Consider the following 25,459-nt stretch of genomic DNA (forward strand, 5'->3'; position numbering starts at 1 on the left):
TCTCCTCGTCACCTTTGCCCTCAGGGCTTGACCCGAGGGTGGAGGAATGAAGGAGTTCCGGTCGTCACGCTTTCACCCGCGCCATATCCGGATCGTAGAGTGGCGACAGCGATACCTTGCAGGGGATGCGTTCCCGCGCGACGTCAAGCTCATAGGCGCCGGAGAGGACGAAATCCTCGGTCACGCCGTCGGGGCTGCGGACGTAGCCGTAGCCGATCGGTTTGCCCAGCGTGTAGCCGAAGCCGCCGCTCGACAGCCAGCCGACGCGTTTGCCGTCGCGATAGATCGTTTCGCGGCCGAGCAGCACAGCATCCGCATTCTCCGGAATGAAGCAGGCGAGGCGTTTCTTGACGCCGCCCGAAAGCTGCCGTTCGATCGCCTCACGGCCGCGGAACGAAATATTCTTCCGCATCTTCACCGCCCAGCCAAGACCGGCTTCAATAGGCGTATGGTCGGGACCGATATCCGACCCCCAGGCGCGATATCCCTTTTCCAGGCGGCAGCTCTCAATGGCGCGGTAGCCGGCATTGACGAGGCCGAGCTCGCCGCCTGATGCCATCAGCACGTCATAGACCGTGGTCGCATATTCAATGGGAACATGCAGCTCGTAGCCGAGCTCGCCGACATAGGTGATGCGCAACGCCCGCACCGGGCAGCCTGCAATGCCGATGGTCTTGACCTTGCCGAAGGGGAAGGCCGCATTCGAGACGTCGCTCCCCGTCACCTTTTCCAGCACGGCGCGGGAATTCGGTCCCATCAGCGACAGCACGGAATAGGCGGATGTGACATCGACCAGCTCGGCATGCATCTCCGCCGGGATATTGCGTGCGATCCAATTGAAGTCATGGGTGGCGAAACCAGTACCAGTGATGACGTAATATTCGTTCTCGGCGACGCGGGCGACCGTCACGTCGCATTCGATGCCGCCCTTATCGTTCAGCATCTGCGTGTAGACAAGCGATCCCACAGGCCTTGCGACATCGTTGGAAGCGATCCAGGAGAGCGCTGCCTCGGCATCCCTGCCCTTCAGCACGAATTTGGCAAAGGACGTCTGGTCGAAGATGACGGCCGCTTCGCGCACCGCCTGGTGCTCGCGGCCGACGGCATCGAACCAGTTCTGCCTGGTGTAGCTGTAGATATCCTTCGGCTCCTCGTTGGCGAAGAGATCGGCAAACCAGTTCGGCCGTTCCCAGCCGAGCTTTTCGCCGAAACAGGCGCCCTGCGCCTTCAGCCGGTCATAGAGCGGCGATTTGCGGCAAGGGCGGCCGCTCGAATGTTCCTCGAACGGCCAGGCCATGGTGTAATGTTTGCCGTAGGCTTCGAGCGTGCGTGTCCGCACCCAGTCGGTATCGAAATGCGGACGTCCGAAACGACGGATATCGACCGGCCAGAGATCATAGGGCGGTTCGCCCTTCGTCACCCATTCGGCAAGCGCCATGCCGGCGCCACCGGCCGAGGCGATGCCGAAGGCGTTGAAACCGGCGCCGACGAAGAAATTCTTCAGCTCCGGCGCCTCGCCGAGAATGAAGTTGCCATCCGGTGTGAAGCTTTCCGGGCCGTTCAGCAGCTGCTTGACGCCGACATTCTCTAGCGCCGGAACGCGGCCGAGCGCTTGTTCCATGATCTGCTCGAAATGGTCGAAATTGCTGTCCAGCAGTGTGTAGTGGAAACCGTCGGGGATGCCGTTTGCCGCCCAGGGAATGGGGTTCGGCTCGTAGCCGCCCATGACGATGCCGCCGACCTCCTCCTTGTAGTAGGTCAGGCGATCGGGATCGCGCAGGGTCGGCAGGTTGGAGGGCACGCCGAAGGATTCGGTGATGATGTATTGATGCTCGACGGAGACCAGCGGCACGTTGACGCCGAAACGGGCGGCGAAGGCGCGCGTCCATTGGCCGGCACAGATGACGACGCGCTCGCATTCGATACGCCCTTGCGCCGTGACGACGGCACGAATCCTCCCCTTGTCGATTTCGAGGTCGAGGACTTCGGTATCCTCGAAGATGGAAACGCCCGACATGCGGGCGCCCTTTGCCAGCGCCTGGGTGATGTCGGAGGGATTGGCCTGGCCGTCGGTCGGGAGGAAAGCGGCGCCGACGAGATCGTCTGTTGTCATCAGCGGCCAGAGATCGAAGGCTTCCTGCGGGGTCAGTAGCTGCATTTCGAGGCCGAAGGACTGGGCGGTGGTCGCCTGGCGCCTGACTTCGGTCCAGCGTTCCTCATTGCAGGCAAGGCGCAGGCCGCCATTCATTTTCCAGCCGGTGCCGAGACCCGTTTCTGCCTCCAGCCGCTTGTAGAGATCGACGGAATAGCCGAGGAGCTGGGTGATGTTGGCGCTGGTGCGCAGCTGGCCGACGAGGCCGGCGGCGTGGAAGGTGGTGCCCGAGGTAAGCTTCTTGCGCTCCAGCAAGACGGTATCGATCCAGCCAAGTTTGCCGAGATGATAGGCCGTCGAGCAGCCGATAATGCCGCCGCCGATAACCACGGCTTTCGCCGTCTTCGGTAATTCCTTCGTCATTTATGATCCTGTTCAAAGGCTTGATAGGCGCGCTCGAAGCGCGCGAGATTTTCGGCCGTGTAGCCGGCGTAATCGAAATCGATGCTGGAATGAATTTCCGAAATCATGCTCCAGAGCGTCTCGCGCAGCAGCGAGGCGCATTTCATTGCGGCATAGCGCCTGCTGAGGTCATCGGTCAGCGGCCGGTCGAAATAGGTCTCCAGCATCGTACGCTCGGCCGCTTGCGGGAACTCGTTGTTGGAGGCCAATCCGCCGAGATCGAAAAGCGGCGTGTTGAAGCCGGCATAGTCCCAGTCGATCAGCCAGAGCCGTTTGCCGTCATCGAGAAAGTTGGCGGCCAGCAGGTCGTTATGGCCGAAGGCGATCTCGAAAGGCCCTGCCGCTTCCTCCAGTATGTCAGCCCGGCCGAGGAGGCCCGGCAAAAGCGGAAGATAAGCGCTTTCCGACGCCTTCAGATTGGCGGCGTAGTCGCGGATGACGTGGAAGACCCAGAAGATCATAGCCTGGCCGCGGAAATGCCGGGCGATGTCGCGATGGCAGGCGCGGACCAGCGGCACGACCTGGGCCAGCATTTGCGGCGTCCTGATATCTTCCGGCGAAAGCGCTCTCGCCTCGATATAGTCGAGCACCAGGACGCCCGGCGAATGGTGGATGACGGCAGGCGATATGCCGGCCGCATGGGCGGCACGGCTTGCGGCAAGCTCGTTCTGCCGGCTGATGTGATGGATCGGGATATCGGTGCCGAGCCTGACCACGCAGCGCGCGACGGCATCGCTGACCAGATAATTCCTGTTGGTGATGCCGCCTGCTATCGGCGAGATTTCGATCGGGCCCTGCCAGATACCAAGCGCATGAATCCTATCTTCAGGCGTCATGCTTGATCCCCCAGAGCATGATGCCGAAAAGTGTGAGCGGTTTTCGGACGACATCATGCTCTAACTATATAATGTAGAACAGGATTCAGATTTTAGGCCGACCCGGCCTAAAATCATCCTGTTCTAGCGGCCCCTGCCGAAATGATGGGCCAGAGGAGGATCTGATGTCAAGCAGCGGCGCGCTTAGATCGTCTTGCCCGCGGCATCGAAGACGTGGCAGCGGGCGGGATCGAAGGAGGCCTTCACATTGGCGCCGCGCTCCACCTTCTGCTGCCCGTCAAGCGCGACGGTCAGGAGCTGGTTATCCGGCGTGGTGGTGTAGAGCATGGTGGCGCCGCCGAGATTTTCGACGAGATCGACGTTGACGGTCGAGAGCGTGATGGCGCCATCGGCCAGCGAAAGATGCTCGGGACGGATGCCGAAGGTGACCTCCTCTCCCGCCCCGCCTTTCAGCCGGCGTGGCAGGTGGACAGAATTGCCGCAGACATGGATGCTGGTTTCGGCCTCGCCGACCTGCTCGATGCGGGCCTTCAAAAAATTCATCTTCGGGCTGCCGATGAAGCCGGCGACAAAGCGGTTGGCCGGGTTGTTGTAGAGATCGAGCGGCGCGCCGATCTGCTCGATGCGCCCAGAATTCAACACCACGATCTTGTCCGCCATCGTCATGGCTTCGACCTGGTCATGGGTGACATAGATCATCGTATTGCCGAGGCTGCGGTGCAGGCGGGAGATCTCGACGCGCATCTGCACGCGCAGTTCGGCATCGAGGTTCGACAACGGCTCGTCGAACAGGAAGATCCGCGGCTCGCGCACGATGGCGCGGCCGATCGCGACACGCTGGCGCTGCCCGCCGGAGAGCGCCTTCGGCTTACGCTCCAAGAGCTTCTCGATCTGCAATATCTCGGCGGCGCGCTTCACCTTCGGCTGAATATCGGCCTTCTTGTAACCCGCCGTCTCCAGGCCGAAGGCGAGGTTTTTATAGACCGACATATGGGGATAGAGCGCGTAGGACTGGAAAACCATCGCGATGCCACGCTTGGCGGGCGCCACCTCGTTCATGCGTTCGTTGTCGAGCAGCAGCCCGCCGCCGGTGATCTCCTCGAGACCGGCGATCATGCGCAGAAGGGTCGATTTTCCGCAGCCCGAGGGGCCGACAAAAACGACGAATTCGCCGGGATCGATGGTCAGATCGATGCCATGGATCACATCCAGCGAGCCGTAGCGCTTCTCGACCTTCTGAAGAACGACACTGGTTGCCATCTTCTCAAACCCTCTCTTTTATTTTCTCGATTATTTCGTTCTTGCGCGCCAATCGGCGTATTTTGGACTATCGGGGCCGATCGGCAGCGGCACGTCGGCGCCGCTATCGGAAGACTGGTAGATGGCGGTGACGAGTTCCAACGCGCGGCGGGCGTCCTTTGTCGTCACCGGCAGTGGCGCATGGCCGCTGAGGAAAGCGTGGAACTGGCCCATCTGGGTGGTGAAACGCGGCGCGACCGGCCGCCAGTCGCCAACCACCTGTTCGATCTGCTCCTGCACGTCGTCATTCGCAGCGATGATCTTCCAGGGGTCCTTGCCGGGTGTATAGGGCTCGTGGCTGCTTTCGAAAGTGACATTCTCGAAGTGCAGCCTCAGCCGGCTAATCTGTTCCTGCGAACCAAGCGTGCAGGACAGCGAGACAAAGGCGCCGTTTTCCATCAGCAGGCTGGCGGAGGCACAATCCTCGACCTCGATATCGTTGACGCGGGTGGCGACGCGGCCGAAGACCCTTGCCGCCGGACCCATCAGATGCATCAGCATGTCGTGCAGATGCAGGGCATGGGTGACGAGAACGCCGCCGAGCTCCGTCGCCCATTTGCCGCGCCAAGGCACGGCGTAATATTCCGGCTTGCGCAGCCAGAAGGTTTCGACCGAAGCGGTATAGGGCTTGCCGGCAATACCGGCGTCGATGATCCGCTTGGCCTTCTGGATGCCGTCGCCGTAACGGTACTGGAAGATCGGCATCAGCACGCCTTTGGCGGTCTTTTCCGCTTCCATGATGGTATCGACAGCGGCAAGCGAGCCCGTCAGCGGCTTTTCGCAGACGACATGCTTGCCGGCGGCAAGGGCTGCGACCACCTGTTCCAGATGGATGCCAGGAGGGGTGCAGATATCGATGATGTCGATCGCGTCGTCGGCCAGCAGTTCCGCAAAGGAAGTGGTGCGCCGTTCGATGCCGAACTCGTCACCAACCGCGGCCAGACGCTGCTCGTTCAGGTCGCAGATCGCCACGACCTTGAACTTGTCGGAATGCGGCAGGTAGCCTTCGACGATGTGGGAGCGGCCGATACCGCAGCCGACGATCGCAACCGTCCTGATGCTCATGTCGCTCTTTCCCGTTATCGCCATCAACGCTTCATGCCCGTCGTGGCGATGCCCTCGATCAGCAGGCGCTGGAAGAATAGGAAGAAGAAGAACACCGGCACGAGCGTCAGGGTCGACATGGCGAACAAACCGCCCCAATCCGATGCACTGGTCGAATCCACGAATGTGCGGAGGCCGAGCTGGATCGTATAGGTGTTCATGTCGTTCAGGTAGATCAGCGGGCCGAAGAAATCGTCCCAGGTCCAGATAAAGGAGAAGATCGCGGCCGTTGCCAGCACCGGCAGCGACAGCGGCAGCATGATCTTCCAGTAGATGCGCCAAGCGCTGCAGCCATCCATCATCGCCGCCTCATCGAGTTCGCGCGGGATACCGCGGAAGAACTGCACCATAAGGAAGATGAAAAAGGCATCGCTAGCCAGGAACTTCGGCACAACCAGCGGCAGGATGGTGTTCACCCAGCCGAGGTTGAGGAATAGCACATATTGCGGGATCAGCGTCACATGATAGGGGATCATCAGCGTGCCGAGCATGATCGCGAACCAGAAGTTCCGGCCGGCAAAACGCAGCCGCGCAAAAGCAAAGGCCGTCAGCGAACAGGCGATGACATTGCCCGTCACCACCAGCAGCGAGATGACCAGCGAATTCCAGAAGAACCGGCCGAAGCTCACATCAAGGCCGACCCAACCGCGCGCATAGGAGGAGAAATCGATCGACGACGGGATGAGCGAGGTCGACGAGAAGATCTCGTTTTCCGGCCTGACCGACGCCGAAACCATCCACAACAGCGGATAGAGCATCAAAAGTGAAGCGGCGATCAGCAGGGCGTGGACGATGAGCGACGCCGGCAGGCTGCGTCTGGTGATGTCGGATGGCGGCCTGGCCGCAGTGACGGAAGCGGTCATCTCAGTCATCGTAGTGCACCCAATAACGCGAGGTCAGGAAGGAGAAGGCGGTGAAGATCGCGATGATCAACACCAGGATCCAGGCGAGCGCCGAGGCATAGCCCATGCGGAAATTGCCGAAGGCTTCCTGATAGAGGTAGAGCGTGTAGAACAGCGTCGAGTTGATCGGACCGCCGGTGCCGCCTGATATGATGAAGGCCGGCGTGAAGGCCTTGAAAGCATCAATCGTCTGGACGACGGCATTGAAAAAGATCACCGGCGTCAGAAGTGGCAGCGTGATCTTGTAGAATTGCCGGAACTTGGAGGCGCCGTCGAGGCTCGCGGCCTCATACATATCCTGCGGGATCTGGCGCAGGCCGGCCAGGAAAATAATCATCGGCGAGCCGAACTGCCACACGGACAGCGCCACCAGCGTGTAGATCGAATAGCTCGGATGCGAGATCCAGCTCGGACCTTCGATGCCGAAATGCGACAGCGCGGCATTGACGAGGCCATCGCTGGCGAAAAGCTGACGCCAGAGCACGGCGATCGCCACGCTGCCACCCAGCAGTGACGGCAGATAGAAGATGGCACGATAGATCGGCAACCCGCGCAGGCCGCGGTTCAGGGCCATGGCGACCAGCAGGGCGAAGGTCAGTTTGAACGGCACCGAGAAGACGACATAGGTCAAAGTGACGTGCATGGCGGCCGAAAATTTCGGGTCCGCCGTGGCGATGCGCACGTAATTCGCCATTCCCACCCACCGCGGCGACTGAAGCATGTCGAAGTCAGTGAAGGAGAGGTAGAGCGAAATCAGGGCCGGCCCGAGCGTCAGCCCGAAAAAGCCGATGAGCCATGGAAGAAGGAAGAGATAGCCGGGAGCATTGGCATTCCAGAGACGCCTGAAGCGTCCTTCGGCCACGGCCCCCTGATATCTTTCCACATTTATGGCCCCTGCGGGCGTGCGCATCGCATTGCTCATACGGGATCAGCCTCGTGCGAGAATCTGCGTGATTTCAGCGACAAGCTGTTTGCCGCCGTCTGAGGGAGACAGCTGTCCGAAGCCGACCTGTTCGGCGATGTTGCGTAACATCAGCTCACCTTCACCGGCGCCGGCCGGCGGCGGCGGCGGCAATTTGCCGGCGAGATCGCCAAGGCCACTGACATAGGCCAGCGCAACCTTGCCGTTCTCATCAAGCTTCCCCGCCACGACTTCGCGCATGGCCTTCGATTCCGGAATTCCGCGTTCGACATCCAGAAGCAGCGCTGCCTCGGGGTTCTTGACGAAGAAATTGACGTAGTCCACGGCCAGGTCCACGGCTTTCGACTGGGCGGAGACCGAGAAGAACATCGAAGGCTTGCGATAATGGCCGCCCTTCGAATCCGCCTTGACGCGCATGTAGTTGGTCAGCGCCAGCTTGTCCTTGTTCATTGCCTGATAGGCGACGAATTGGTTGGAATGGGCAAAACCGGCGGCCGACTTGCCGAGCGAAACCGTGTTGGTGTCGATATCGTTCTTGTCGAGGGCCTGGACATCGGCAGGAACGCAGGCGCCGGCCGCACGGAACTTGGCCCACATGTCGTACCATTCGGAGGCATCGTCCACGTCGAAGGCGATCTTACCGTCGGCGGTATAAAGCGCCTTGCCGCGCTGGCGCAGCCAATTTTCAAACAGCGGTTCACCGCCGCTGCCGTCGGCCATGCCGAACATGCCCTTGCGTTTGCCTGCCTTGGTGATCTCAGCCCCCATGCGCGCGAATTCTTCCCAGGTGGTCGCCTGGGTCGGCAGATCGACGCCGGCTTCCTTGAAGGCGGTGGTGTTCAGGACCGTGGCGGCCGAATTCGCCCCAAGGCTGACGCCGTAGAGATGGCCGTCGACGCTGCCGCCTTCGATCTGCGCCTTGTCGAAATCGTCGAGGTTCAGCTTGGCCGGCATATAGGATTCGAGCGGGGCGAGCGCGCCGCGCCGCGCATACTGGACAATATAGCGATAGTCCATCTGGATGACATCGGGCGCGTTGCGGCCAGCGACCTGGGTCGCAAGGCGCGGCCAGTAGTCGCCCCAGCCGAGGAATTCGCCGGTGATCGACGTGCCCGGATTTTTCGTCTGATAGAGCTGCGATACCTTGTTGGTTCGGTCGGCGCGCGGCTGCGAACCCCACCACAGGAGACGCAGGCGCGTTTCCTGTCCCAAAGCGCTGGTTCCCAGCGCCGAGAGCGAAAGAAGCGTCGCTCCTCCCGCAACGAAATTACGTCTGCTTACACGTAGGCTCATTTTTTTCTCCTCCAAAGGGAAGCGCCTCCACACGCTTCCGAAACCTAGTTACCCTTGCATAAATAACTAATTGGTTACAAGCTACGGGCAAAGCGGCGAGCGTGTCAAGCCGTGTCGTTCGCAGGCCCTTCAAATTCGGTTTTTACAATTTCGCACCGAAGGCTTATGAGCGCAACATACGAAGGCGGAGGTGGAGAAATGAACGACAGCGGCGAGAATGGGGACAAGAAAAGGTCTCGGCGCCCATCGGCGGAACGGACGACCCAACGCGATCCGGAGCGGACACGCGCTGCTATCCTTGATGCCGCAACCCGGGAATTCGCCGAAAACGGCATGGGCGGGGCCCGCGTCGATGCGATCGCCGAGCGCGCCGGCACCAACAAGCGCATGCTCTATCATTATTTCGGCGACAAGGAGCAGCTCTACCTCAGAGTGCTCGAGGAAGCCTATGTCGGCATCCGCACCGCCGAACGCGCGCTGCATATCGGCGACCGCAGCCCCGAGGAAGGCATTAGCGAACTGGCGCTCTTCACCTGGCGTTATTTCCGGCAGCACCCGGAATTCCTCAGCCTGCTCGGCACCGAAAATCTGCATCGGGCCCGCTGGCTGCGCCAGTCCGTCCGGCTCAAGGAACTGCATTCGCATCTAATCGGCGAGCTTTCGGACGTGCTCAAGGAGGGAAAAAAGCAGGGCGTCTTCATCGAGACCGCCGATCCCCTGCATGTCTACCTGACGATCGCCTCGCTCGGTTATTTCTACCTGTCCAACCAGTACACGCTGTCGACGATCTTCGGCCGTGACCTGATCGAGCCGACCCATCTCAATGCCTGGGAAAGACATATCGTCCACGTGACGCTCGCCTCGATCAAGCGCTGAATTTCTAAAATCGGATTTGACTATTGACAGCCGCGCCGCTCTTCTGCCATCAAGTAACTGTTTAGTTACCGGCTTGGGAGGGCCGGGCCAGGACGCCCGCTCCCGCCGCAAAAATCTGCTGGGAGGAAAAAATGGCACGCTTGGGGATCATCTTGCACGGCGTCACCGGCCGCATGGGTTACAATCAGCACCTGGTGCGTTCTATCCTCGCCTTCCGCGACCAGGGCGGCATCACGCTGAAATCGGGCGAGAAACTCGAGATCGATCCGATCATCGTCGGCCGCAACGGCGCCAAGATGGAAGAGCTGGCGAAGAAGCACGGCATCAAGCGCTGGTCCGCCGATCTCGATGCGGCTCTCGCCAATCCCGACGACACGATCTTCTTCGACGCCGGCACGACGCTGATGCGGGCCGAGCTGCTGTCCAAGGCTCTCGACGCCGGCAAGCATGTCTATTGCGAGAAGCCGATTTCCGACGATCTGCAGGTGGCACTCGACCTTGCCCGCAAGGCGCGCGGCTCCGGCCTCAAACACGGCGTCGTGCAGGACAAGCTCTTCCTGCCCGGTCTGCGCAAGCTGGCGCTGCTCAGGGATTCCGGCTTCTTCGGCAAGATCCTCTCGGTGCGCGGCGAATTCGGCTACTGGGTTTTCGAAGGCGATTGGGGCGTGCCCGCCCAGCGCCCGTCCTGGAACTACCGCAAGGGCGACGGCGGCGGCATCATCCTCGATATGCTCTGCCACTGGCGCTACGTGCTCGACAATTTGTTCGGGGAGGTCAAGGCCGTCTCCTGTCTCGGTGCTACGCATATTCCGCGCCGCATCGACGAGCAGGGCAAGCCTTATGATTGCGACACGGACGATGCGGCCTATGCGACCTTCGAGCTCGAAGGCGGCGCGATCGCGCAGATCAATTCCTCGTGGGCGGTTCGCGTCCGCCGCGACGACCTCGTCACATTCCAGGTCGACGGCACACATGGTTCAGCCGTCGCCGGCCTGACGAAATGCTGGAGCCAGCACCGCGTCAACACGCCGAAGCCGGTGTGGAATCCGGACCAGCCGCAGACGATCGACTTCTACAAGACCTGGGACGAGGTTCCCGACACGCAGGCCTTCGATAACGGCTTCAAGGCGCAGTGGGAAATGTTCATCCGCCATGTCGTCGAAGATGCGCCGTGGCCCTATGGGCTGGAAGCTGGCGCCAAGGGCGTACAGCTTGCCGAACTCGGCCTGAAATCCTGGGCCGAGCGTCGCTGGCTCGACGTTCCCGCACTGGAGTTCTGAGCCGTGACGACGATCAATCTCCCTCTTGACGGCAAGATCGCCCCCTACACGCTGACCGGCACGCCGATCGCGCTCGCCAAGCGCGACGCCAAGGCCTTTCCGCGCATCGCCTTTGCCGCCGCCCATGTGGTCGCCGATCCGCTCGCCGACAACGATCCGTGGCTGACGCCGGCGATCGATTGGGAGCGGACCCTCGCCTTCCGCCATCGGCTCTGGGACCTCGGCCTCGGGGTTGCCGAAGCGATGGATACGGCGCAGCGCGGCATGGGCCTCAGCTGGCCGGACGCGCGCGACCTCATCCGCCGGGCGCTCGGTGAGGCGGCCGGTCGCAAGGATGCGCTAATCGCCTGCGGCGCCGGCACCGATCATCTGACGCCGGGACCCGACGTGACTATCGACACGATCCTCAGGGCCTATGAGGAGCAGATCGAAACCGTGGAGGCGGCCGGTGGCCGGATCATCCTGATGGCGAGCCGGGCGCTTGCCGCCGCCGCCAAAGGGCCGGACGACTATGTAAGCGTCTATGACCGCATCCTTCGCCAGGTCAAGGAACCCGTCATCATCCACTGGCTCGGCGAAATGTTCGACCCGGCGCTTGAGGGATATTGGGGCAACAGCGATCACATCGAAGCGATGTCCACCTGCCTCGAGGTGATCGAGGCGCATGCCGACAAGATCGACGGCATCAAGATCTCGCTGCTCTCCAAGGAGAAGGAAGTGGCGATGCGCCGCCGACTGCCGAAGGGCGTGCGCATGTATACCGGCGACGATTTCAACTATGCCGAACTGATCGCCGGCGACGAAGAGAGCCATTCCGACGCGCTGCTCGGCATTTTCGACGCCATCGCGCCGGCAGCCTCGGCAGCCCTCGAGGCGCTCGGCCGCAAGAGCAACCATGAATTCTTCGATCTGCTGGAGCCGACCGTGCCGCTGTCGCGCCACATCTTCAAGGCGCCGACCCGCTTCTACAAGACCGGCGTCGTTTTCCTCGCCTATCTCAACGGCCTGCAGGACCATTTCGTCATGGTCGGCGGCCAGCAGAGCACGCGCTCGCTGACGCATTTGGCCGAACTCTTCCGCTTGGCCGACAAGGCCCGGGTTCTAGCCGATCCCGAACTTGCCGCAAGCCGCATGCGCCAAGTGCTCGCCGTCCACGGCGTCAACTGAGGCACTGAGGTGATGGGAGGAGAATGACATGCAGGTCGAAGGACTTTCGATCAATCTGGCGACGATCCGCGAGCAATGCGGCTTCGCAGAAGCCGTGGACATCTGCCTGAAACACGGCATCACCGCGATCGCGCCGTGGCGCGACCAGGTCGCCAAAGCCGGTCTCGACGAGGCGGTGCGTATCGTCAAATCGAACGGTATCAAACTGACCGGTCTTTGCCGCGGCGGCTTCTTCCCGGCGGCAAACGATGCCGACTGGCAGAAAAACCTCGACGACAACAGGCGTGCCATCGACGAGGCGGCGGCATTTTCAGCCGATTGCCTCGTGCTCGTCGTCGGCGGCCTGCCGGGCGCGTCGAAGGACATCGTCGCAGCCCGCCAGATGGTATTCGACGGCATCGCCGCCGTTTTGCCGCATGCACAGGCCTCGGGCGTAAAGCTCGCCATCGAACCACTGCATCCGATGTATGCCGCCGACCGTGCCTGCGTGAACACGCTCAGTCAGGCGCTCGACATGTGCGAGCAGCTCGGTGAGGATGTCGGCGTTGCGGTCGATGTCTACCATGTCTGGTGGGACCCCGATCTTGCCAACCAGATTGCCCGCGCCGGGCGCATGAAACGCATCTTTGCCCATCACATCTGCGACTGGCTGGTGCCGACAAAGGACATGCTGCTCGACCGCGGCATGATGGGCGATGGTGTGATCGACCTCAAAGGCATAAGGCGAATGGTGGAGGCCGCCGGGTTCTTCGGCGCGCAGGAGGTGGAGATCTTTTCGGCGGAGAACTGGTGGAAACGCCCGGCCGACGAAGTGATCGCCACCTGCGTCGAGCGCTTCAGGAGTTGCTGCTAAAGCATGTCGCGCAAAAGTGCAGCGGTTTTGCGACCATGACATGCGAAAACCAAAGAGCTAAAGCGCTGGCCAAGCGACTCTGAAAGATCGCGACGCGCTTTAGGCCCGATTTCAGTATTTGTTTCATCACGCATGCAGGAGGATCATTCGATGGAGAAACGCCGTTTTGCCCTGATCGGTACGGGAAACCGCGGCACCACCATGTGGGGCAAGGATCTGCTTGCCGGCTGGCGCGAGCATGTCGACCTGACCGCGATCGTCGAGAAGAATTCGCTGCGCGGCGAACGCGCCCGCAACATGATCGGAAGCAATGCGCCGCTCTATGAAAACATCGATTCGATGCTCAATGAGCAGAAACCGGATCTGGTCATCGTCTGTACGCCCGACCATACGCATGACGATATCGTCGTGCGGGCGCTGGAGTCCGGTATCGACGTCATTACCGAAAAGCCAATGACGACCTCGGTCGAAAAGATTCGTCGGATTCTGGATGCCGAAAAGCGCACTGGTCGCCGGGTCGACGTGTCCTTCAACTATCGCTATGCGCCGACGGCTGCGAAGATCAAGGAACTGCTGAATGCCGGCGAGATCGGCCGGGTCACGTCAGTCGACTTCCACTGGTATTTGAACACGAAGCACGGCGCCGACTACTTCCGCCGCTGGCATGCCTATACGGAAAATTCCGGCAGTCTGTTCGTCCACAAGGCAACGCATCATTTCGATCTCCTGAACTGGTATCTCGACAGCGATCCCGATGCCGTCACCTCCTTCGCCGACCTGCAGAATTACGGCCGTAAGGGCCCGTTCCGCGGTCCGCGCTGCAAGCTCTGTCCGCACGCGCATGAATGCGACTACTACCTCGATCTCGAGGCCGATCCCTTCCTCGATTCACTCTACGAGGATCCCTCGAAGATCGACGGCTACTTCCGAGACGGCTGTGTCTTCCGCGAGGACATCGACATTCCCGACACGATGGTAGTGTCCCTCCGTTACCGCAACAACGTCCATGTCTCCTATTCGCTGAACACCTTCCAGCCGATCGAAGGCCATCACCTCGCCTTCAACGGCACCAAAGGGCGCATCGAGCTTCGCCAATATGAAGCCCAGCCCTGGGAAGAGCCGAAGGAGGATACGATCCTCCTCATCCGCAATTTCCCTGATGGTAAGGAGGCGGTGGAGCGCATCGTCGTTCCGCATTTCACCGGCGGCCATTACGGCGGCGACGACCGAATGCGCAACATGATCTTCAAGCCCGATACGGAAGACAGGCTCGCCCAGCGCGCCGGCACGCGGGCGGGCGCCATGTCTGTGCTTTGCGGCATTGCCGCGCTGGAGAGCTCGCGCACCGGCAAGGTGGTCAACATTGCCGATCTGATGCCCGAGCTTGCCAATGACGGTTCGCCGAATTCGCTGAGGACGTCGCGCTAATATGATCGCCTGAGCCACCTCGATACGCCTCAGGCGATATTTCCGAGATTTGCCCGGTGGATCTGGTAGAGCAGGGGCTGGCCGGTCACAAAGCGCTCTATCTCATCCACGGCCATCTCGCCGAGGCGCGTCCGTTCCAGCCCGATGGCGCCGGCGATATGCGGTGTCAGAAAGACGTTCGGCAGATCGTAGAAAGCAGAGCCCGCCTCCGGGATCTCCGGATCGGTGACATCGAGGACTGCGTCGATGCGGCCGGTTTTCAGCGCCGAAAGCAGGGCGGCCTCATCGATGAGAATGCCGCGCGCCGTGTTGATGAGCGTCGCGCCGTCCTTCATCAGCGACAGCCTTCGCGCATCGATCATATCCCGTGTCGACGGCAGCGACGGCGCATGCAGGGAAACGATATCCGCCTGCCGCATCAATTCGTTGAGATCGACTTTTTCCGTTCCGAGGCCGGTTGCCTCGGCAGCATCAAGCGTCGGGTCGGCGAGCAGCAGTCTATAGTCAAAGGGTTTCAGGAGCTCGATGACGCGCCGGCCGATGCGCGACGCGCCGACGATACCGACGGTTCGGCGGTAGTTTCCGATCGCTTCGCGCTGCATCGGATAGGTCCGGTTGCGGTTGCGATCGGCGACGTAGAGATCGCGAAAACGGAAGACCCGCTTGCCGGAGAAAATGATCGCCGCCAGCGTGAATTCGGCAACCGGCACAGCGTTAGCCTCAGCCGAATGGCTGACTGGGATACCGGCTTCGAAGATGGCGTCGTCGATAACGCCCTTTACCGTGCCCGCGGCATGGACGATGAACTTCAGATGCGGCGCAGCAGCGGGGATTTCGGGCCCGACATAAGGCCCTCCCCAGCCGGTGATCAGGATTTCCGCCTCGGCCAGCAGACGTCTCGCACGCTCGTCGTCGAAGCGGTGCAGCGGCTTGGAATCCAGCAGGCGACCGATGCCGCTCAGCCTGCGCAGGACCTCATCCGGCAGGACATGCTCGGTGCGCGACGGTTGCATGGCAAGGACAATGGCCGGCTGGTTCATGGCATGTATCCGGGCGCCTCGATAGCGCTGACTGTCACGCCCTTTTCTCTCACCAGGGCCTCCAGCGCTGCAATGTCAGGCGCTTTCGGCCGTCTCGTCCAGGCAGACGAGACGGCAGCGGGATCGTCAAGTGCGAGCACCGCCGTCACCAGGATGGTTTCACCGGCCGGAATCTGCCCGCGCAGCTGCGGCACGAGGGTTTTCGCGACGATCACATTGGTGTTGGGCATTGCCTTCTGGACGAGACCCGAACGATTGACCGAAGAGCCGAGATCGAGAATGCCGGTGAAATCGGCTTCGCCGATCGCATAGGCAAGCCCACCCGAGGCGGACAGCGTATCCAGCTCGAAATCCCGGCGGCCGATGGCAAATCCGCCTTCGGCAATCCGCAGCGGCCGGCCTGTCCTGATCCGGTGGAGACGGATATGCCAGGGTGCGGCGGGCACGAGCCAGGTTTCGACGTCGACATCGGCAAAAGGCGACCATTTCGCATACAGCACGTCGCCTGCGAGCTTGGCTTCCTCGTTCGTTTCGCGCACGCGGTAGTGCAGCCCGTCATCGCTGAAGGCAAGCGCCGAATCGAAGGCGGCAAGCGCAAAGGCACGCTCATCGGCCTCGACGCTGAAGCCATAGCGGGCGGAATAAGCAAACTTCGCGTATTTTTCCGTGCCGCATCGCATCTGCAGGTTTTCCTGGCCGGAAGACAGCGCCACGACATCGCCGCCCGCCCGCATGATCACCATGCCCGGATGACGCTGGGGGATGATGTCAGGCGCCCGTTCCGGCACCTTTTCCTTCGCCGTCCAGAACGGGTGATCCTCAGCGATCGCCAGCGGCAGGAAGGCCTTGAAGGCCCAGTAGGGCGAGCCGGCGGAATTGTAGCTCTCCGACATCAGGAGGTTCGGATAGCCGAAGCCGATCGACAGCACGCCGTCGCGATCGGCAATCGGCTTGTCCTTCCACCAGCGCAGATGTTGCAGGCAGAGATGCTTGATCTCCCCCCAAGGCAGAGCCTCGACATCGGCAAAGGCGAGCGCCGACCAGAAGCCGGCGCAGGCAAAGCGATAGGTCAGGCTGCGGCCGAAGGGGATCGTCGCCCCGTCAGCGGCAAACCAATGCCGAAAATCCCGGGCGAAGAGGACCGCCCGCTCGCGGTAGCGCTTTGCATAATCGTCGTCGACGAGCTTCGAATAGATCAGGCCATAGAAATGCATGGCGAAGGGAATGTAGTGGTCGATACGACGCACGTTTCCGTCGCGATACCAGCCGTCACCGATATAGAAGCCTTCGAGCTCGTGCAGATATTGCCGCGTCAGGCTGCGGTCGAAATCGGCGCCGAGACGATCGAGCGCGATATCAACGAAGATCCGGAAGAATTTCCAATTGTTGTCGGCATAGTCGAACTGCCTGACATGCTTGAGATAGGCGACGACATTGCCGCGGGCCCGCGCATCGAGCGGCTCCCAGATCTTTTCCGGCACCAGCGCCAGGGCAAAACCGAGAGCGGCAAGCTCGACCATCCGCTGATCGCGGCCATTGACCGTTCCCCAATATTCGGGATGGGCGGGATCGGTGCCATTTGCGAGACCCTCGGCAAAACGATGCCAATGGAGAAAGTCTCCACCGCCGGCGCCAAACGGCGCCAATCCCCAGAGCGGGCGGGCGAACCCTTCGAGATCGGCCGTTGCCCGGTCGAAATGGGCGCCGCCGCCATTGAGGGTGACGCGGGCATTGCCCATCGAGAAACAGGCAAGCAGCGGATCGAAGAGCGCAAGCAGGGCGCGGCTCATATCGGAGCGGGTTTCCAGCGGATTGCCGGCGAGCGGGTTGGCGCTGGCGGGATCATAGGGCATCGGTGTCACTCACGGGTTTTCGGCATTCGGATTCGGAACAGTTCCGCCCGGAACGGGAATGACCGCCTGGCAGATGTGGCGCGCCGGTGCCGTCCTGTTGCGGAAACGGGCGAGCATCAGCGACACGGCCTCGCGCCCGAGGGCGGAGCGATCGACGCGCATGGTGGACAGCCGCGGACTGGTCATCAGCGCGCAGGGCAGATCGTCGAAACCGACGATCGCGAAATCGTCCGGCACGCGCAGGCCGGCCTCGGTGACAGCCTCGAGCACGCCGACGGCGATGAAATCATTCATACAGAAGGCGGCGGTAAAACCGGCATTCTCGGCAAGTGCTGCTGCCGTGCGTTCATGCGCCTCGCGGATGGCGCTGCCTTGAAGTGTCAAGGACACGAGACGGCCCTCGGCGCCGGGGACGGCCGCGATCGCCGCCTCGAAACCGCGCACGCGCTCGCGGATCGTGTGGCGGTGGGAGCCGCTCAGATGCAGGATACGGCGATGGCCGGCCTTTATCAGCCGGCTGGTCGCCTCATAGGCGCCAAAGAAATTAGCCGGCGAAACACCGTCAAACTGCATCCTTGGATCAGTGCCGTTGACAAGAACGGTGGGTGTCATGCTGGCTTGCAGCCAGTCACGCAACATCTCGTTCGGATCAATACCGACGAGAAAGAGACCTTCAGCCTCAGCCGTCTGCATATAGTCGCGCACGGCATCCGGGGTGGTTCGATCCTCGCGGACCAGCCGGACGTCGAAGGGCATGCCCGCTTCGGCAGCGCCGGCGCGCAGGCCGTCGACGATGGCTTCATAGAAGACGCTGAGAGTGCCGGTGACGCCGTCACTGGCAATCAACGCCAGTCCGCCGGCAACGGCTTCGGAAACAGGCTTGACGGGATAGCCGTGCTCGGCTGCCACCTTCAATATCTGGCGGCGGACGGTTTCGCTGATACCGGGTTCGTTGGCGAGCACGCGCGACACCGTGGAGACGGAGACCCCTGCCAACGTCGCTATATCGGCCTGACGCGGCCGTCTGGTCTTTTGATCGTTCATAGGCAAACATTATGCAAGTAACGCAAATTTGCAAGAAAATGGTTGCTTCTTGCAATAGAATTTTTTTTGCGTAATTTGTCTGCCGAAGTGCCCGATAACGCCATTGGAGGATGGCAGCGGGCAATTGGGACAAGGAGGATTAGTATGCAGGTCAATCGCCGTTCATTTCTGATGGGTTCAGCCGGTGCGGCCGCCGGCCTTGCTCTCGGCGCCGGAAGCGCCATTCCGGCCTTTGCCGAAGGCGCACAACTGCGCGCCATGTGGTGGGGATCCAACGACCGCGCCAAGCGCACGCTCGAGGTTGCCAAGCTCTATCAGTCGAAAGCGCCTGGCGTCACTATCGTCGGTGAATCGCTGTCGGGCGACGGCTACTGGACGAAGCTCGCAACGCAGATGGCTGGCCGCTCGATCGCCGACATCTTCCAACTCGAGCCAGGAACGATCTCAGACTATTCGAAACGCGGCGCCTGCCTGCCGCTCGATGAATTCGTCCCCTCCACGCTGGACGTTCAGTCCTTCGGCGCCGACATGCTGAAACTGACCACCATCGACGGCAAGCTCTATGGTGTTGGCCTCGGCCTCAACTCCTTCTCGATGTTCTTCGACACAGTCGAATTCGAAAAGGCACGCATCCCGTTGCCGACGCCCGACCTCACCTGGGATGAGTACGCCAAGCTCGCCGTCGAACTCGCCAAGTCTTCCGGCAAGGGCGGCGGCCCCTATGCGGCGCGCTACGCCTATGTGTTCGATGCCTGGCTGCGCCAGCGCGGTAAAAGCCTCTTTGCCAGGGAAAGCGTTGGGCTGGGCTTCACGGCCGACGATGCCAGGGAATGGTTCGACTACTGGGAGAAACTGCGCAAGGCGGGCGGCACCGTTGCTGCCGACGTGCAGACGCTCGATCAGAACACGATCGACACCAATTGCCTTGGTCTCGGCAAATCGGTGATCGGCATGGCCTATTCCAACCAGATGATCGGCTATCAGCTGATCATCAAGAACAAGCTCGGTATCACCATGCTGCCGCGTGAAAAGAAGGGCGGTCCATCCGGCCATTATTACCGTCCGGCACTGATCTGGAGTGTGGGCGCCACGACCAAGCAGGGCGAAGCTGCCGCGAAGTTCATCAGCTTCTTTGTCAACGATCCCGAAGCCGGCAAGATTCTGGGTGTCGAACGCGGTGTGCCAATGTCGCCTGCCGTGCGCGAAGCTATCCTGCCGCAGCTCAACCCGACGGAGCAGGAAACGGTCAAATACGTGAACCTGCTCAAGGATCAGGTCGGCGAGTATCCGCCGCCGGTACCGATGGGAGCAACCCAATTCGACCAGCGCGTGCTGCGCCCGATTTGTGACGAACTCGCCTTCGAACGGATTTCGGCCGCCGATGCGGCGACCCGGCTCATCGAAGAGGGTAAGGCAACGATCAAGGGATGATCGGTCGCCCGACATGAGGAGAGGCCCGCAACACCCCGGCGGGCCTCTTCGTATTTCATGCCTCTGTTTTCCGGACTATCAGTTGCTGCCCAGGTTTTCGACCACGCGCCAATCCGGCCGGCCGAGATCGAACGGCCATGCTTGCACATCCCGGTCGTTGAAATAGACGACTTCCTGCAGATTCGGGAAGGCGCTCTGCTTCAACGTGGCAGTTTCGATCCACGGCCTGATATAGGCGTCGCCGCCTTCATAGCCGAGCTCCGCCACCCAGATCGGCTTTCCGTAGCCGGCGACGAGATCATAGCCCTGCTTCAGCGCTTCCGAGAACGTCCGGTGGTCCTTGTAGGCAAGCTCGTCGTAGCGCTGCAGGCCGAAGACCGAGAGCCCGACGAGATCGACATACTCGTCGCCGGGATAGTAGGCCTGAAGGCCAGGCTCTCCCTTCGGCGACCACATGAGCTCTGTGCCGGGCGCCTCCTTGCGGACGATGTCCATCATCCGCTTGTAGGCCGTGATATAGTCTTGCGGGCTCCAGCCAGACCAGGAAAACCGCCCTGACTTGTCCTCCATCTCCTGTCCCCAGCGGACAATCACCGGGCTTTTCAGTTCGGATATCATATGCGCGATCGAACGCATGTTGACGTCGTAATCACCGCGCAGGACCTTGGCGCGAAGCTGAGCGGAGGTCAGCCGCCAGTCGACGTCCCAGGACCACGGCTCCACAGTGATCAGCAGGTTGCGGCCTCTCGCCAGCGCATAGGCATCGGCGACCCGCAAGGTTTCAAGGTCGACGTCCTCCCACGGCAGGAACAGGGCTTCGGTCGCGACATTCGCCTGCGCGCCGAAATCGCCGTGCGGATCGTAGGCCCCGAACTTGATGCCGTCGGCATGAACCACGGGGCGCTTGTCGATGATCGTCTGCACGGCCGCTGCCGGGTTTGGCGCAATGCCCGCATATTGCACTTCGCTTCGGCCCGGCAGTTCCGCGACACACAACAACAGCAACGCGATCGCGGTGGTCGAGAGGTTGTTTTTCATTAGCTTCTTCATGGCTTCACCCTCCTTTTCGGGCTATTTCCTGGCTCAGCAGGACCTGCTTCAGTTCGCGCGCCTTCGCGCTCACCGTATCCATGGGAACGAGCTTGCGGAACTCGTCATCCGGGAGCACCGATGCATGGCGGAAGACGTACCAATTGCCGTCCGGCTGGCGCCGCTGATAGATCGTGCTGCCGATCTTGCGGTGACCGAAACAGGTGCTGGCGCGGGCCGCACCCTCGGCATTCGTCCAGGTGGCACGCATGCAGAGTTGGCCGAGATCGTCGACCACCCATCTGCCTTCGGCGAAGGACGGCTTCCCCTTGTCATTGCTCCAGGCAACGAACCGCCGCCCATTGTCGAAGAAACGGCCGCCGCCGGTGTTCCAGGTCCAGGTCTTGTCGCCGTAGATACGATAGAGCTCATAGGCGCTGACCGGCGTTGGCGCCTTCGTTTTGGCGACCTCTGCGCCGTGTGCCGCCATTGGCAGGCACAGGCTCAAAGCGAGCGCCGCTCCGTATAATTTCGATCCGATACTCATTACATCCTCCTAATCGACACTTGCCGGTTCCGCCGGCTCAGACACCTTGTTCGTCCCATCCCGTGCTTCCGAACCCATTCCATCTGAGGCGGAACTTCACGATCCTGGTCTTGCCGCCGCCGAGGCCCGCGCCGGCCACGGCAAATTGCGTTTCGGTGAAACTGACGAACGTCTGGCCGTGCGAAAGAGCTTCGAGGCCGCGCAGGCCATGGCTCCCAGCCTGCGTGCCGCCGGCGACGAAAATCGCAAGCCCGGTGGCTGTCGCAAGCCACAGCCCGCGCGATTGCGGCAGCAGCGGCAGATCGTTTTCGACCGCATGGCGAACGACGATCAGCACCGTCAGCGACAGGTAGACCGAGAGGTTCATCATGGCGAAAACATAAAAACCCTGGGCGGCCGCGGCATCGGTCGCAAACATCATTGCGACGGCGGAAAGGCCGGCGAGCCCCATATAGGGCGCGATGACGCGCAGCGGCAAAGACCGCTGCTGCTGCCTTCCCTTCGGGGTGATGCGGAAATCGACGAAAGAGCCAAAGATATAGTCGCGAAGCGCGGCGAGGCTGCCGGTAAGCGACCATGGCCAGCGCAGGAAGATAAAAGCAAGCCCCTCCCAGCCGAACAGTTTCGCGTCGTGCGGCCTGAAGGTTCCCGTGGCCCGCCAGAAGAAGGCAAACAGCGTCAGCACGATCGATATCGGCCCAAAATGCAGCAGGAAATCCGGATAGGTCACATTGACGAAGACTTGGCCCGTCAGCAAAGCGGCAACCGGCAGCAGGAACATCACGGCCATGAAGGCGGAGAAGAGCGGATACCACAGCTGCGAGAACACGAACTGAAATCTCAGTTGCCAGGGCAGGTGCATGATGTAACGGCGGGAATGTTGCAGCAGGATCGTGACGAGGCTGCGCGACCACTGGAATTCCTGGACGACGAGATCAGTGAAGTTCGCTGGTCCGTCGCCATGGGCGATCGCATCGACGGCGTGCACGCCGCGCCAGCCGCCGGCATTCATCATCAGCGTCGTCGAATGGTCTTCGGCAAGTTCGGGGCCGAGGCCACCGATCTGGCGAAGGGCTGATGTGCGGACCGCATAATGGGAGCCGATGCATAGGGGCGCCCAGCCATTGTTGTAACCGATCTGCAGCGAACCGTGCAGGCTTGCCTCGGCATAGAGCCTGCCGCGCGCCGCCCAGCTTGCGCCGGCATTGGCATCGCAGATGCTGGGAGCGGAGACATAACCGATGCCGGGATCGGCAAAGGGGCGCAGGACTTCACGGAGGTAGGTCGGCGTCGGCACATGGTCGGCATCGAACTGGGCGACGAAATCATAGCGTGCATAGCCGAAATGGTCGTAGAAGTAGGCGAGGTTACCTTCCTTGCAACGCGTCCGACGCGGCCACGCGGTGCGATGATACTCCGCCACACCCTTTCGGGTGGAGATCAGCACGCCGTGCTCCGCACACCAGCGCGTGGTTTCCTCCGAAGGGTCCTCGTCGGCCAGCCAGACATCGAAATCGACACCGATCTGGTCGAGCATCGCCTGAAGCGTAGCGCGAACGACGGCAAAGGGCTCGGACGGCGCCTTGGTGACGACCATTGCCACCCGCCCTTCCGGCAGCCCTGCCCGAGCGCTGACCGTTCTCGCGTCGAGGAAGATCAGGATAAAATAAGCCGGTACCAGCGTGATCCAGGCAAGCACGAGGGTAATGAGCACGAAGGCCGCCCAGGAAATAATATGGGCGGACTGGCACCACCAGATCCAGAAATAACCGAGTGCTGCCAGCCAGCAGAGGATGCCGAAGCCATAGGCGACGCGGTTCCAGCCGGTGAAAACAGGATCGAATGCATCAGCTGCGGCGGCCTTCGCCGTCCTGGCGCTGTGACCGACTTGAAGTGCGTCGCTCATGCCCTCATCTCCAGTCCGAAGGTGGGGCCGGCGGTGCGGATGATCGTATCGATATCCGAGAAGACCGGCGCGAAGCCGAGTTCCGCCTTCGCCCTTGCGGTATTGGCAAAGAGGATCGGCGGATCGCCGGCGCGGCGAGCGCGATAATTCACGGGGACTTCGCGGCCGCTCGCGCGACGGATCGCCTCGAGAATCTCGCGTACCGAAGTGCCCCGGCCGGAGCCGAGATTGACGCTGAGCGAGCCGCCGCCGGCCATCAGATGATTGACGGCGGCGAGATGCGCCTGGGCGAGATCGCTAACATGAACATAATCGCGAACACAGGTTCCATCCTCGGTCGCATAATCGGTGCCGAAGATATCGAGCCGCTCCAGCCTGCCGGCGGCGGCAAGAAGGGCGCGAGGGATGAGATGGGTCTCGGGGTGATGACGCTCGGCAAGCTCGCCATCTGGATCGGCGCCGGCCGCATTGAAATAACGCAGCGCGGCAAAGCGGATACCGTAGGCAGCGGCAAAATCCTCAAGCGCCATCTCGAAGATCAGCTTGGTGCGCCCATAGGGATTGACCGGGTGCTGCGGGCTTTCCTCCCGAATCGGCAGCGAGGCGGGAACGCCATAGGTGGCGCAGCTGCTCGAAAAAACGATCCGCTCGATATCCTGATCGAGGCAGGCCTCGAGCAGCGTCAGGCTGCCGACGACATTGTTCCGGTAGTATTTCCTGGGCATGTCGACGGATTCGCCGACATAGGCATTGGCACCACAATGGATGACGCAATCGGGCGAAAACTCTGCAAGGGTCCGGCGCAGCGTGGCGGCGTCGGCAAGCTCTGCCCGGATGAGCGGGCCCCAGCGGACGCTGTCGGCATGTCCCGTCGAGAGATTGTCGTAGGTGACGGGGATCATGCCGGCACGCGACAACGCTTTGCAGATATGACTGCCTATGAAACCGGCGCCGCCGGTAACGAGAATGTAGCGGGGCATCTCATACGACCTCCGCCTTCTCTGTGCCGGCCAGCAGTCCGTCGAAATATTCGACGGTGCGAGCCAGGCCGGCTTCGAGCCCGATGCGGGGCTTCCAGCCAAGATCGGCAATGGCCCGGGAAATATCCGGCCGCCGCTGACGAGGGTCGTCGGTGACCGCCGGCAGGTGGACGATCCGGGAACGCGAGTTCGTCAGGTCTCGAATGATTTCCGCCAAGCGCCGAACGGTCATTTCGGCTGGGTTGCCGAGGTTGATCGGACCGTTGCAGGCGCTGCCGGCAGCCGAAAAACGTAGGAAACCCTCAATGAGGTCGTCGACGTAGCAGAAGGAACGGGTCTGCTGACCGTCGCCATAGATCGTCAGGTCGGCATTGCGCAGGGCCTGAACGATAAAATTGGAAACCACCCGGCCGTCGTCCAGGCGCATGCGCGGTCCGTAGGTATTGAAGATGCGGCCGACCTTGATGTCGACACCGTAAGTCCTGTGGTAATCGAAGAACAGCGTTTCGGCGCTGCGCTTGCCTTCGTCGTAACAGCCGCGCGGTCCGATCGGGTTGACATTGCCGCAATAGGATTCGTGCTGCGGGCTCTGGGTCGGGTCGCCATAGACCTCCGACGTCGACGACTGGACGACGATCGCACCGGTCTTTCGCGCGCAATCTAGGGTATTGACGGCGCCAAGCACGTTGGTGAGCAGCGTTCCCACAGGATCCCGCTGATAATCGGGCGGAGAGGCGGGGGAGGCGAAATTGAAGATGAGCGACGCGTCGATATCGAAGGGCTGCCTAACATCGTGCTCGACGATGCGGAAGCGGGCGTTCGCTGCAAGATGAGCGACATTCGCATGGCGGCCGGTCGAAAAATTATCGAGGCATGTGACGCTGTGGCCGCGCTGCAGGAGCCTTTCGCAGAGATGTGAACCGAGGAAGCCGCCCCCGCCATTCACAAGAACGGTGCGTCGCCCTTGGAGCACCGGTATGCCTGACACTTTAGAAGTGCCTTCGTTGGGAACGAAACTACGCATTACAAACTCCTTCCCAGGTATTTAGTATTTTGTTTTATTTATGCACTGCATGCCTCCGTTACCCGCTCTGGATATTCATAAACTGAGCGTC

Annotated in this window: 21 protein-coding genes; 6 read left to right on the forward strand and 15 right to left on the reverse strand. The window is 61.5% G+C overall.

The genetic code is table 11. The annotated features are described in order from the left end of the window. Positions 1–64: 64 nt before the first annotated feature. From HFO99_RS09975 to HFO99_RS10005, 7 genes are all read right to left on the reverse strand, one after another. Positions 65–2,515, reverse strand: a complete 2,451-nt coding sequence (locus HFO99_RS09975; protein ID WP_222360916.1) for an FAD-dependent oxidoreductase — start codon at positions 2,513–2,515, stop codon at positions 65–67. Then, the gene (locus HFO99_RS09980) at positions 2,512–3,390 is read right to left on the reverse strand and encodes a phosphotransferase (protein WP_222360918.1); all 879 of its coding nucleotides are present in this window, start codon (positions 3,388–3,390) and stop codon (positions 2,512–2,514) included. Before HFO99_RS09980 ends, HFO99_RS09975 begins: the two co-directional genes overlap by 4 nt. Positions 3,391–3,573: 183 nt before the next feature. Beyond that, positions 3,574–4,650, reverse strand: coding sequence for an ABC transporter ATP-binding protein (locus tag HFO99_RS09985; protein ID WP_222360920.1), 1,077 nt, complete (start codon positions 4,648–4,650; stop codon positions 3,574–3,576). 30 nt (positions 4,651–4,680) lie between these two features. Beyond that, positions 4,681–5,778, reverse strand: coding sequence for a Gfo/Idh/MocA family protein (locus HFO99_RS09990; protein WP_222360922.1), 1,098 nt, complete (start codon positions 5,776–5,778; stop codon positions 4,681–4,683). Next, a complete protein-coding gene (locus HFO99_RS09995) occupies positions 5,778–6,665 on the reverse strand; it encodes a carbohydrate ABC transporter permease (RefSeq protein ID WP_409994930.1) in 888 nt (295 codons plus the stop codon). The genes HFO99_RS09990 and HFO99_RS09995 overlap by 1 nt, the downstream gene beginning before the upstream one ends. Next, positions 6,658–7,617 (reverse strand): carbohydrate ABC transporter permease, encoded by a 960-nt coding sequence (locus HFO99_RS10000; protein ID WP_222332662.1) that lies wholly within the window; start codon positions 7,615–7,617, stop codon positions 6,658–6,660. The genes HFO99_RS09995 and HFO99_RS10000 overlap by 8 nt, the downstream gene beginning before the upstream one ends. 6 nt (positions 7,618–7,623) lie before the next feature. After that, positions 7,624–8,910, reverse strand: coding sequence for an ABC transporter substrate-binding protein (locus HFO99_RS10005; protein ID WP_222332663.1), 1,287 nt, complete (start codon positions 8,908–8,910; stop codon positions 7,624–7,626). Positions 8,911–9,108: 198 nt separating this feature from the next. Between HFO99_RS10005 and HFO99_RS10010 the strand changes: the two genes are divergently transcribed. The 5 genes from HFO99_RS10010 to HFO99_RS10030 all read left to right on the forward strand — a co-directional run bounded on the left by HFO99_RS10010 (position 9,109) and on the right by HFO99_RS10030 (position 14,514). Further along, the gene (locus tag HFO99_RS10010; protein ID WP_222332664.1) at positions 9,109–9,786 is read left to right on the forward strand and encodes a TetR/AcrR family transcriptional regulator; all 678 of its coding nucleotides are present in this window, start codon (positions 9,109–9,111) and stop codon (positions 9,784–9,786) included. A 131-nt stretch (positions 9,787–9,917) separates the two neighbouring features. Further along, positions 9,918–11,066: a Gfo/Idh/MocA family protein gene (locus HFO99_RS10015; RefSeq protein WP_222332665.1), complete on the forward strand. Its 1,149-nt coding sequence runs from the start codon at positions 9,918–9,920 to the stop codon at positions 11,064–11,066. A gap of 3 nt (positions 11,067–11,069) precedes the next feature. Continuing rightward, complete coding sequence (locus HFO99_RS10020) at positions 11,070–12,233, forward strand: dihydrodipicolinate synthase family protein (protein WP_222360924.1); 1,164 nt, start codon at positions 11,070–11,072, stop codon at positions 12,231–12,233. Between the two features lie 28 nt (positions 12,234–12,261). Beyond that, positions 12,262–13,086 carry a sugar phosphate isomerase/epimerase family protein gene (locus tag HFO99_RS10025; protein WP_222332667.1) on the forward strand — a complete coding sequence of 275 codons (825 nt, stop codon included), beginning with the start codon at positions 12,262–12,264 and terminating at the stop codon, positions 13,084–13,086. 150 nt (positions 13,087–13,236) lie between these two features. Continuing rightward, positions 13,237–14,514, forward strand: a complete 1,278-nt coding sequence (locus HFO99_RS10030) for a Gfo/Idh/MocA family protein (protein WP_222332668.1) — start codon at positions 13,237–13,239, stop codon at positions 14,512–14,514. A gap of 29 nt (positions 14,515–14,543) precedes the next feature. Here the strand turns inward: HFO99_RS10030 and HFO99_RS10035 are convergent, their stop codons facing one another. The 3 genes from HFO99_RS10035 to HFO99_RS10045 are packed head-to-tail and all read right to left on the reverse strand — an operon-like array spanning position 14,544 to position 18,451. Further along, the gene (locus HFO99_RS10035) at positions 14,544–15,554 is read right to left on the reverse strand and encodes a hydroxyacid dehydrogenase (protein WP_222332669.1); all 1,011 of its coding nucleotides are present in this window, start codon (positions 15,552–15,554) and stop codon (positions 14,544–14,546) included. Beyond that, a complete protein-coding gene (locus HFO99_RS10040; RefSeq protein WP_222360926.1) occupies positions 15,551–17,407 on the reverse strand; it encodes a DUF2264 domain-containing protein in 1,857 nt (618 codons plus the stop codon). The genes HFO99_RS10035 and HFO99_RS10040 overlap by 4 nt, the downstream gene beginning before the upstream one ends. Positions 17,408–17,416: 9 nt before the next feature. Continuing rightward, positions 17,417–18,451, reverse strand: a complete 1,035-nt coding sequence (locus HFO99_RS10045) for a LacI family DNA-binding transcriptional regulator (protein WP_222332671.1) — start codon at positions 18,449–18,451, stop codon at positions 17,417–17,419. Positions 18,452–18,595: 144 nt separating this feature from the next. Here HFO99_RS10045 and HFO99_RS10050 point away from each other — a divergent pair, with 144 nt between their 5' ends. Beyond that, positions 18,596–19,882: an ABC transporter substrate-binding protein gene (locus HFO99_RS10050; protein WP_222360928.1), complete on the forward strand. Its 1,287-nt coding sequence runs from the start codon at positions 18,596–18,598 to the stop codon at positions 19,880–19,882. 78 nt (positions 19,883–19,960) lie between these two features. On the opposite strand, the gene HFO99_RS10055 is transcribed toward HFO99_RS10050, so the two are convergent. Genes HFO99_RS10055 through HFO99_RS10075 form a run of 5 tightly spaced genes read right to left on the reverse strand, consistent with a single transcriptional unit; the run spans position 19,961 to position 25,368 of the window. Beyond that, entirely contained in the window at positions 19,961–20,932 is a 972-nt protein-coding gene (locus HFO99_RS10055) for a glycoside hydrolase family 26 protein (protein WP_222360930.1), read from the reverse strand. A 4-nt stretch (positions 20,933–20,936) separates the two neighbouring features. Next, positions 20,937–21,458, reverse strand: coding sequence for a DUF995 domain-containing protein (locus HFO99_RS10060; protein ID WP_222360932.1), 522 nt, complete (start codon positions 21,456–21,458; stop codon positions 20,937–20,939). A 37-nt stretch (positions 21,459–21,495) separates the two neighbouring features. Next, the gene (locus HFO99_RS10065; RefSeq protein WP_222360934.1) at positions 21,496–23,364 is read right to left on the reverse strand and encodes a glycosyltransferase family 2 protein; all 1,869 of its coding nucleotides are present in this window, start codon (positions 23,362–23,364) and stop codon (positions 21,496–21,498) included. Continuing rightward, positions 23,361–24,344: a UDP-glucose 4-epimerase GalE gene (gene galE, locus HFO99_RS10070; RefSeq protein WP_222332676.1), complete on the reverse strand. Its 984-nt coding sequence runs from the start codon at positions 24,342–24,344 to the stop codon at positions 23,361–23,363. Before galE ends, HFO99_RS10065 begins: the two co-directional genes overlap by 4 nt. Position 24,345: 1 nt before the next feature. Beyond that, entirely contained in the window at positions 24,346–25,368 is a 1,023-nt protein-coding gene (locus HFO99_RS10075; RefSeq protein ID WP_222360936.1) for a UDP-glucuronic acid decarboxylase family protein, read from the reverse strand. Positions 25,369–25,459 lie beyond the last annotated feature (91 nt).

This window comes from Rhizobium leguminosarum (assembly GCF_019798305.1).
In the GTDB taxonomy this organism is placed as follows: Bacteria; Pseudomonadota; Alphaproteobacteria; order Rhizobiales; family Rhizobiaceae; genus Rhizobium; species Rhizobium leguminosarum_U.

What these genes read in the sequence shown, in the direction of transcription:
- HFO99_RS10000 (WP_222332662.1), bottom strand. Translation starts at nt 7,617, where the DNA reads ATGAGCAATGCGATGCGCACGCCCGCAGGGGCCATAAATGTGGAAAGA.
- HFO99_RS10060 (WP_222360932.1), bottom strand. Translation starts at nt 21,458, where the DNA reads ATGAGTATCGGATCGAAATTATACGGAGCGGCGCTCGCTTTGAGCCTG.
- HFO99_RS10035 (WP_222332669.1), bottom strand. Translation starts at nt 15,554, where the DNA reads ATGAACCAGCCGGCCATTGTCCTTGCCATGCAACCGTCGCGCACCGAG.
- HFO99_RS09995 (WP_409994930.1), bottom strand. Translation starts at nt 6,665, where the DNA reads ATGACTGAGATGACCGCTTCCGTCACTGCGGCCAGGCCGCCATCCGAC.
- HFO99_RS10040 (WP_222360926.1), bottom strand. Translation starts at nt 17,407, where the DNA reads ATGCCCTATGATCCCGCCAGCGCCAACCCGCTCGCCGGCAATCCGCTG.
- HFO99_RS10005 (WP_222332663.1), bottom strand. Translation starts at nt 8,910, where the DNA reads ATGAGCCTACGTGTAAGCAGACGTAATTTCGTTGCGGGAGGAGCGACG.
- HFO99_RS10015 (WP_222332665.1), top strand. Translation starts at nt 9,918, where the DNA reads ATGGCACGCTTGGGGATCATCTTGCACGGCGTCACCGGCCGCATGGGT.
- galE (WP_222332676.1), bottom strand. Translation starts at nt 24,344, where the DNA reads ATGCCCCGCTACATTCTCGTTACCGGCGGCGCCGGTTTCATAGGCAGT.
- HFO99_RS09985 (WP_222360920.1), bottom strand. Translation starts at nt 4,650, where the DNA reads ATGGCAACCAGTGTCGTTCTTCAGAAGGTCGAGAAGCGCTACGGCTCG.
- HFO99_RS10055 (WP_222360930.1), bottom strand. Translation starts at nt 20,932, where the DNA reads ATGAAGAAGCTAATGAAAAACAACCTCTCGACCACCGCGATCGCGTTG.
- HFO99_RS10075 (WP_222360936.1), bottom strand. Translation starts at nt 25,368, where the DNA reads ATGCGTAGTTTCGTTCCCAACGAAGGCACTTCTAAAGTGTCAGGCATA.
- HFO99_RS10025 (WP_222332667.1), top strand. Translation starts at nt 12,262, where the DNA reads ATGCAGGTCGAAGGACTTTCGATCAATCTGGCGACGATCCGCGAGCAA.
- HFO99_RS09980 (WP_222360918.1), bottom strand. Translation starts at nt 3,390, where the DNA reads ATGACGCCTGAAGATAGGATTCATGCGCTTGGTATCTGGCAGGGCCCG.
- HFO99_RS09990 (WP_222360922.1), bottom strand. Translation starts at nt 5,778, where the DNA reads ATGGCGATAACGGGAAAGAGCGACATGAGCATCAGGACGGTTGCGATC.
- HFO99_RS10030 (WP_222332668.1), top strand. Translation starts at nt 13,237, where the DNA reads ATGGAGAAACGCCGTTTTGCCCTGATCGGTACGGGAAACCGCGGCACC.
- HFO99_RS09975 (WP_222360916.1), bottom strand. Translation starts at nt 2,515, where the DNA reads ATGACGAAGGAATTACCGAAGACGGCGAAAGCCGTGGTTATCGGCGGC.
- HFO99_RS10010 (WP_222332664.1), top strand. Translation starts at nt 9,109, where the DNA reads ATGAACGACAGCGGCGAGAATGGGGACAAGAAAAGGTCTCGGCGCCCA.
- HFO99_RS10050 (WP_222360928.1), top strand. Translation starts at nt 18,596, where the DNA reads ATGCAGGTCAATCGCCGTTCATTTCTGATGGGTTCAGCCGGTGCGGCC.
- HFO99_RS10065 (WP_222360934.1), bottom strand. Translation starts at nt 23,364, where the DNA reads ATGAGCGACGCACTTCAAGTCGGTCACAGCGCCAGGACGGCGAAGGCC.
- HFO99_RS10045 (WP_222332671.1), bottom strand. Translation starts at nt 18,451, where the DNA reads ATGAACGATCAAAAGACCAGACGGCCGCGTCAGGCCGATATAGCGACG.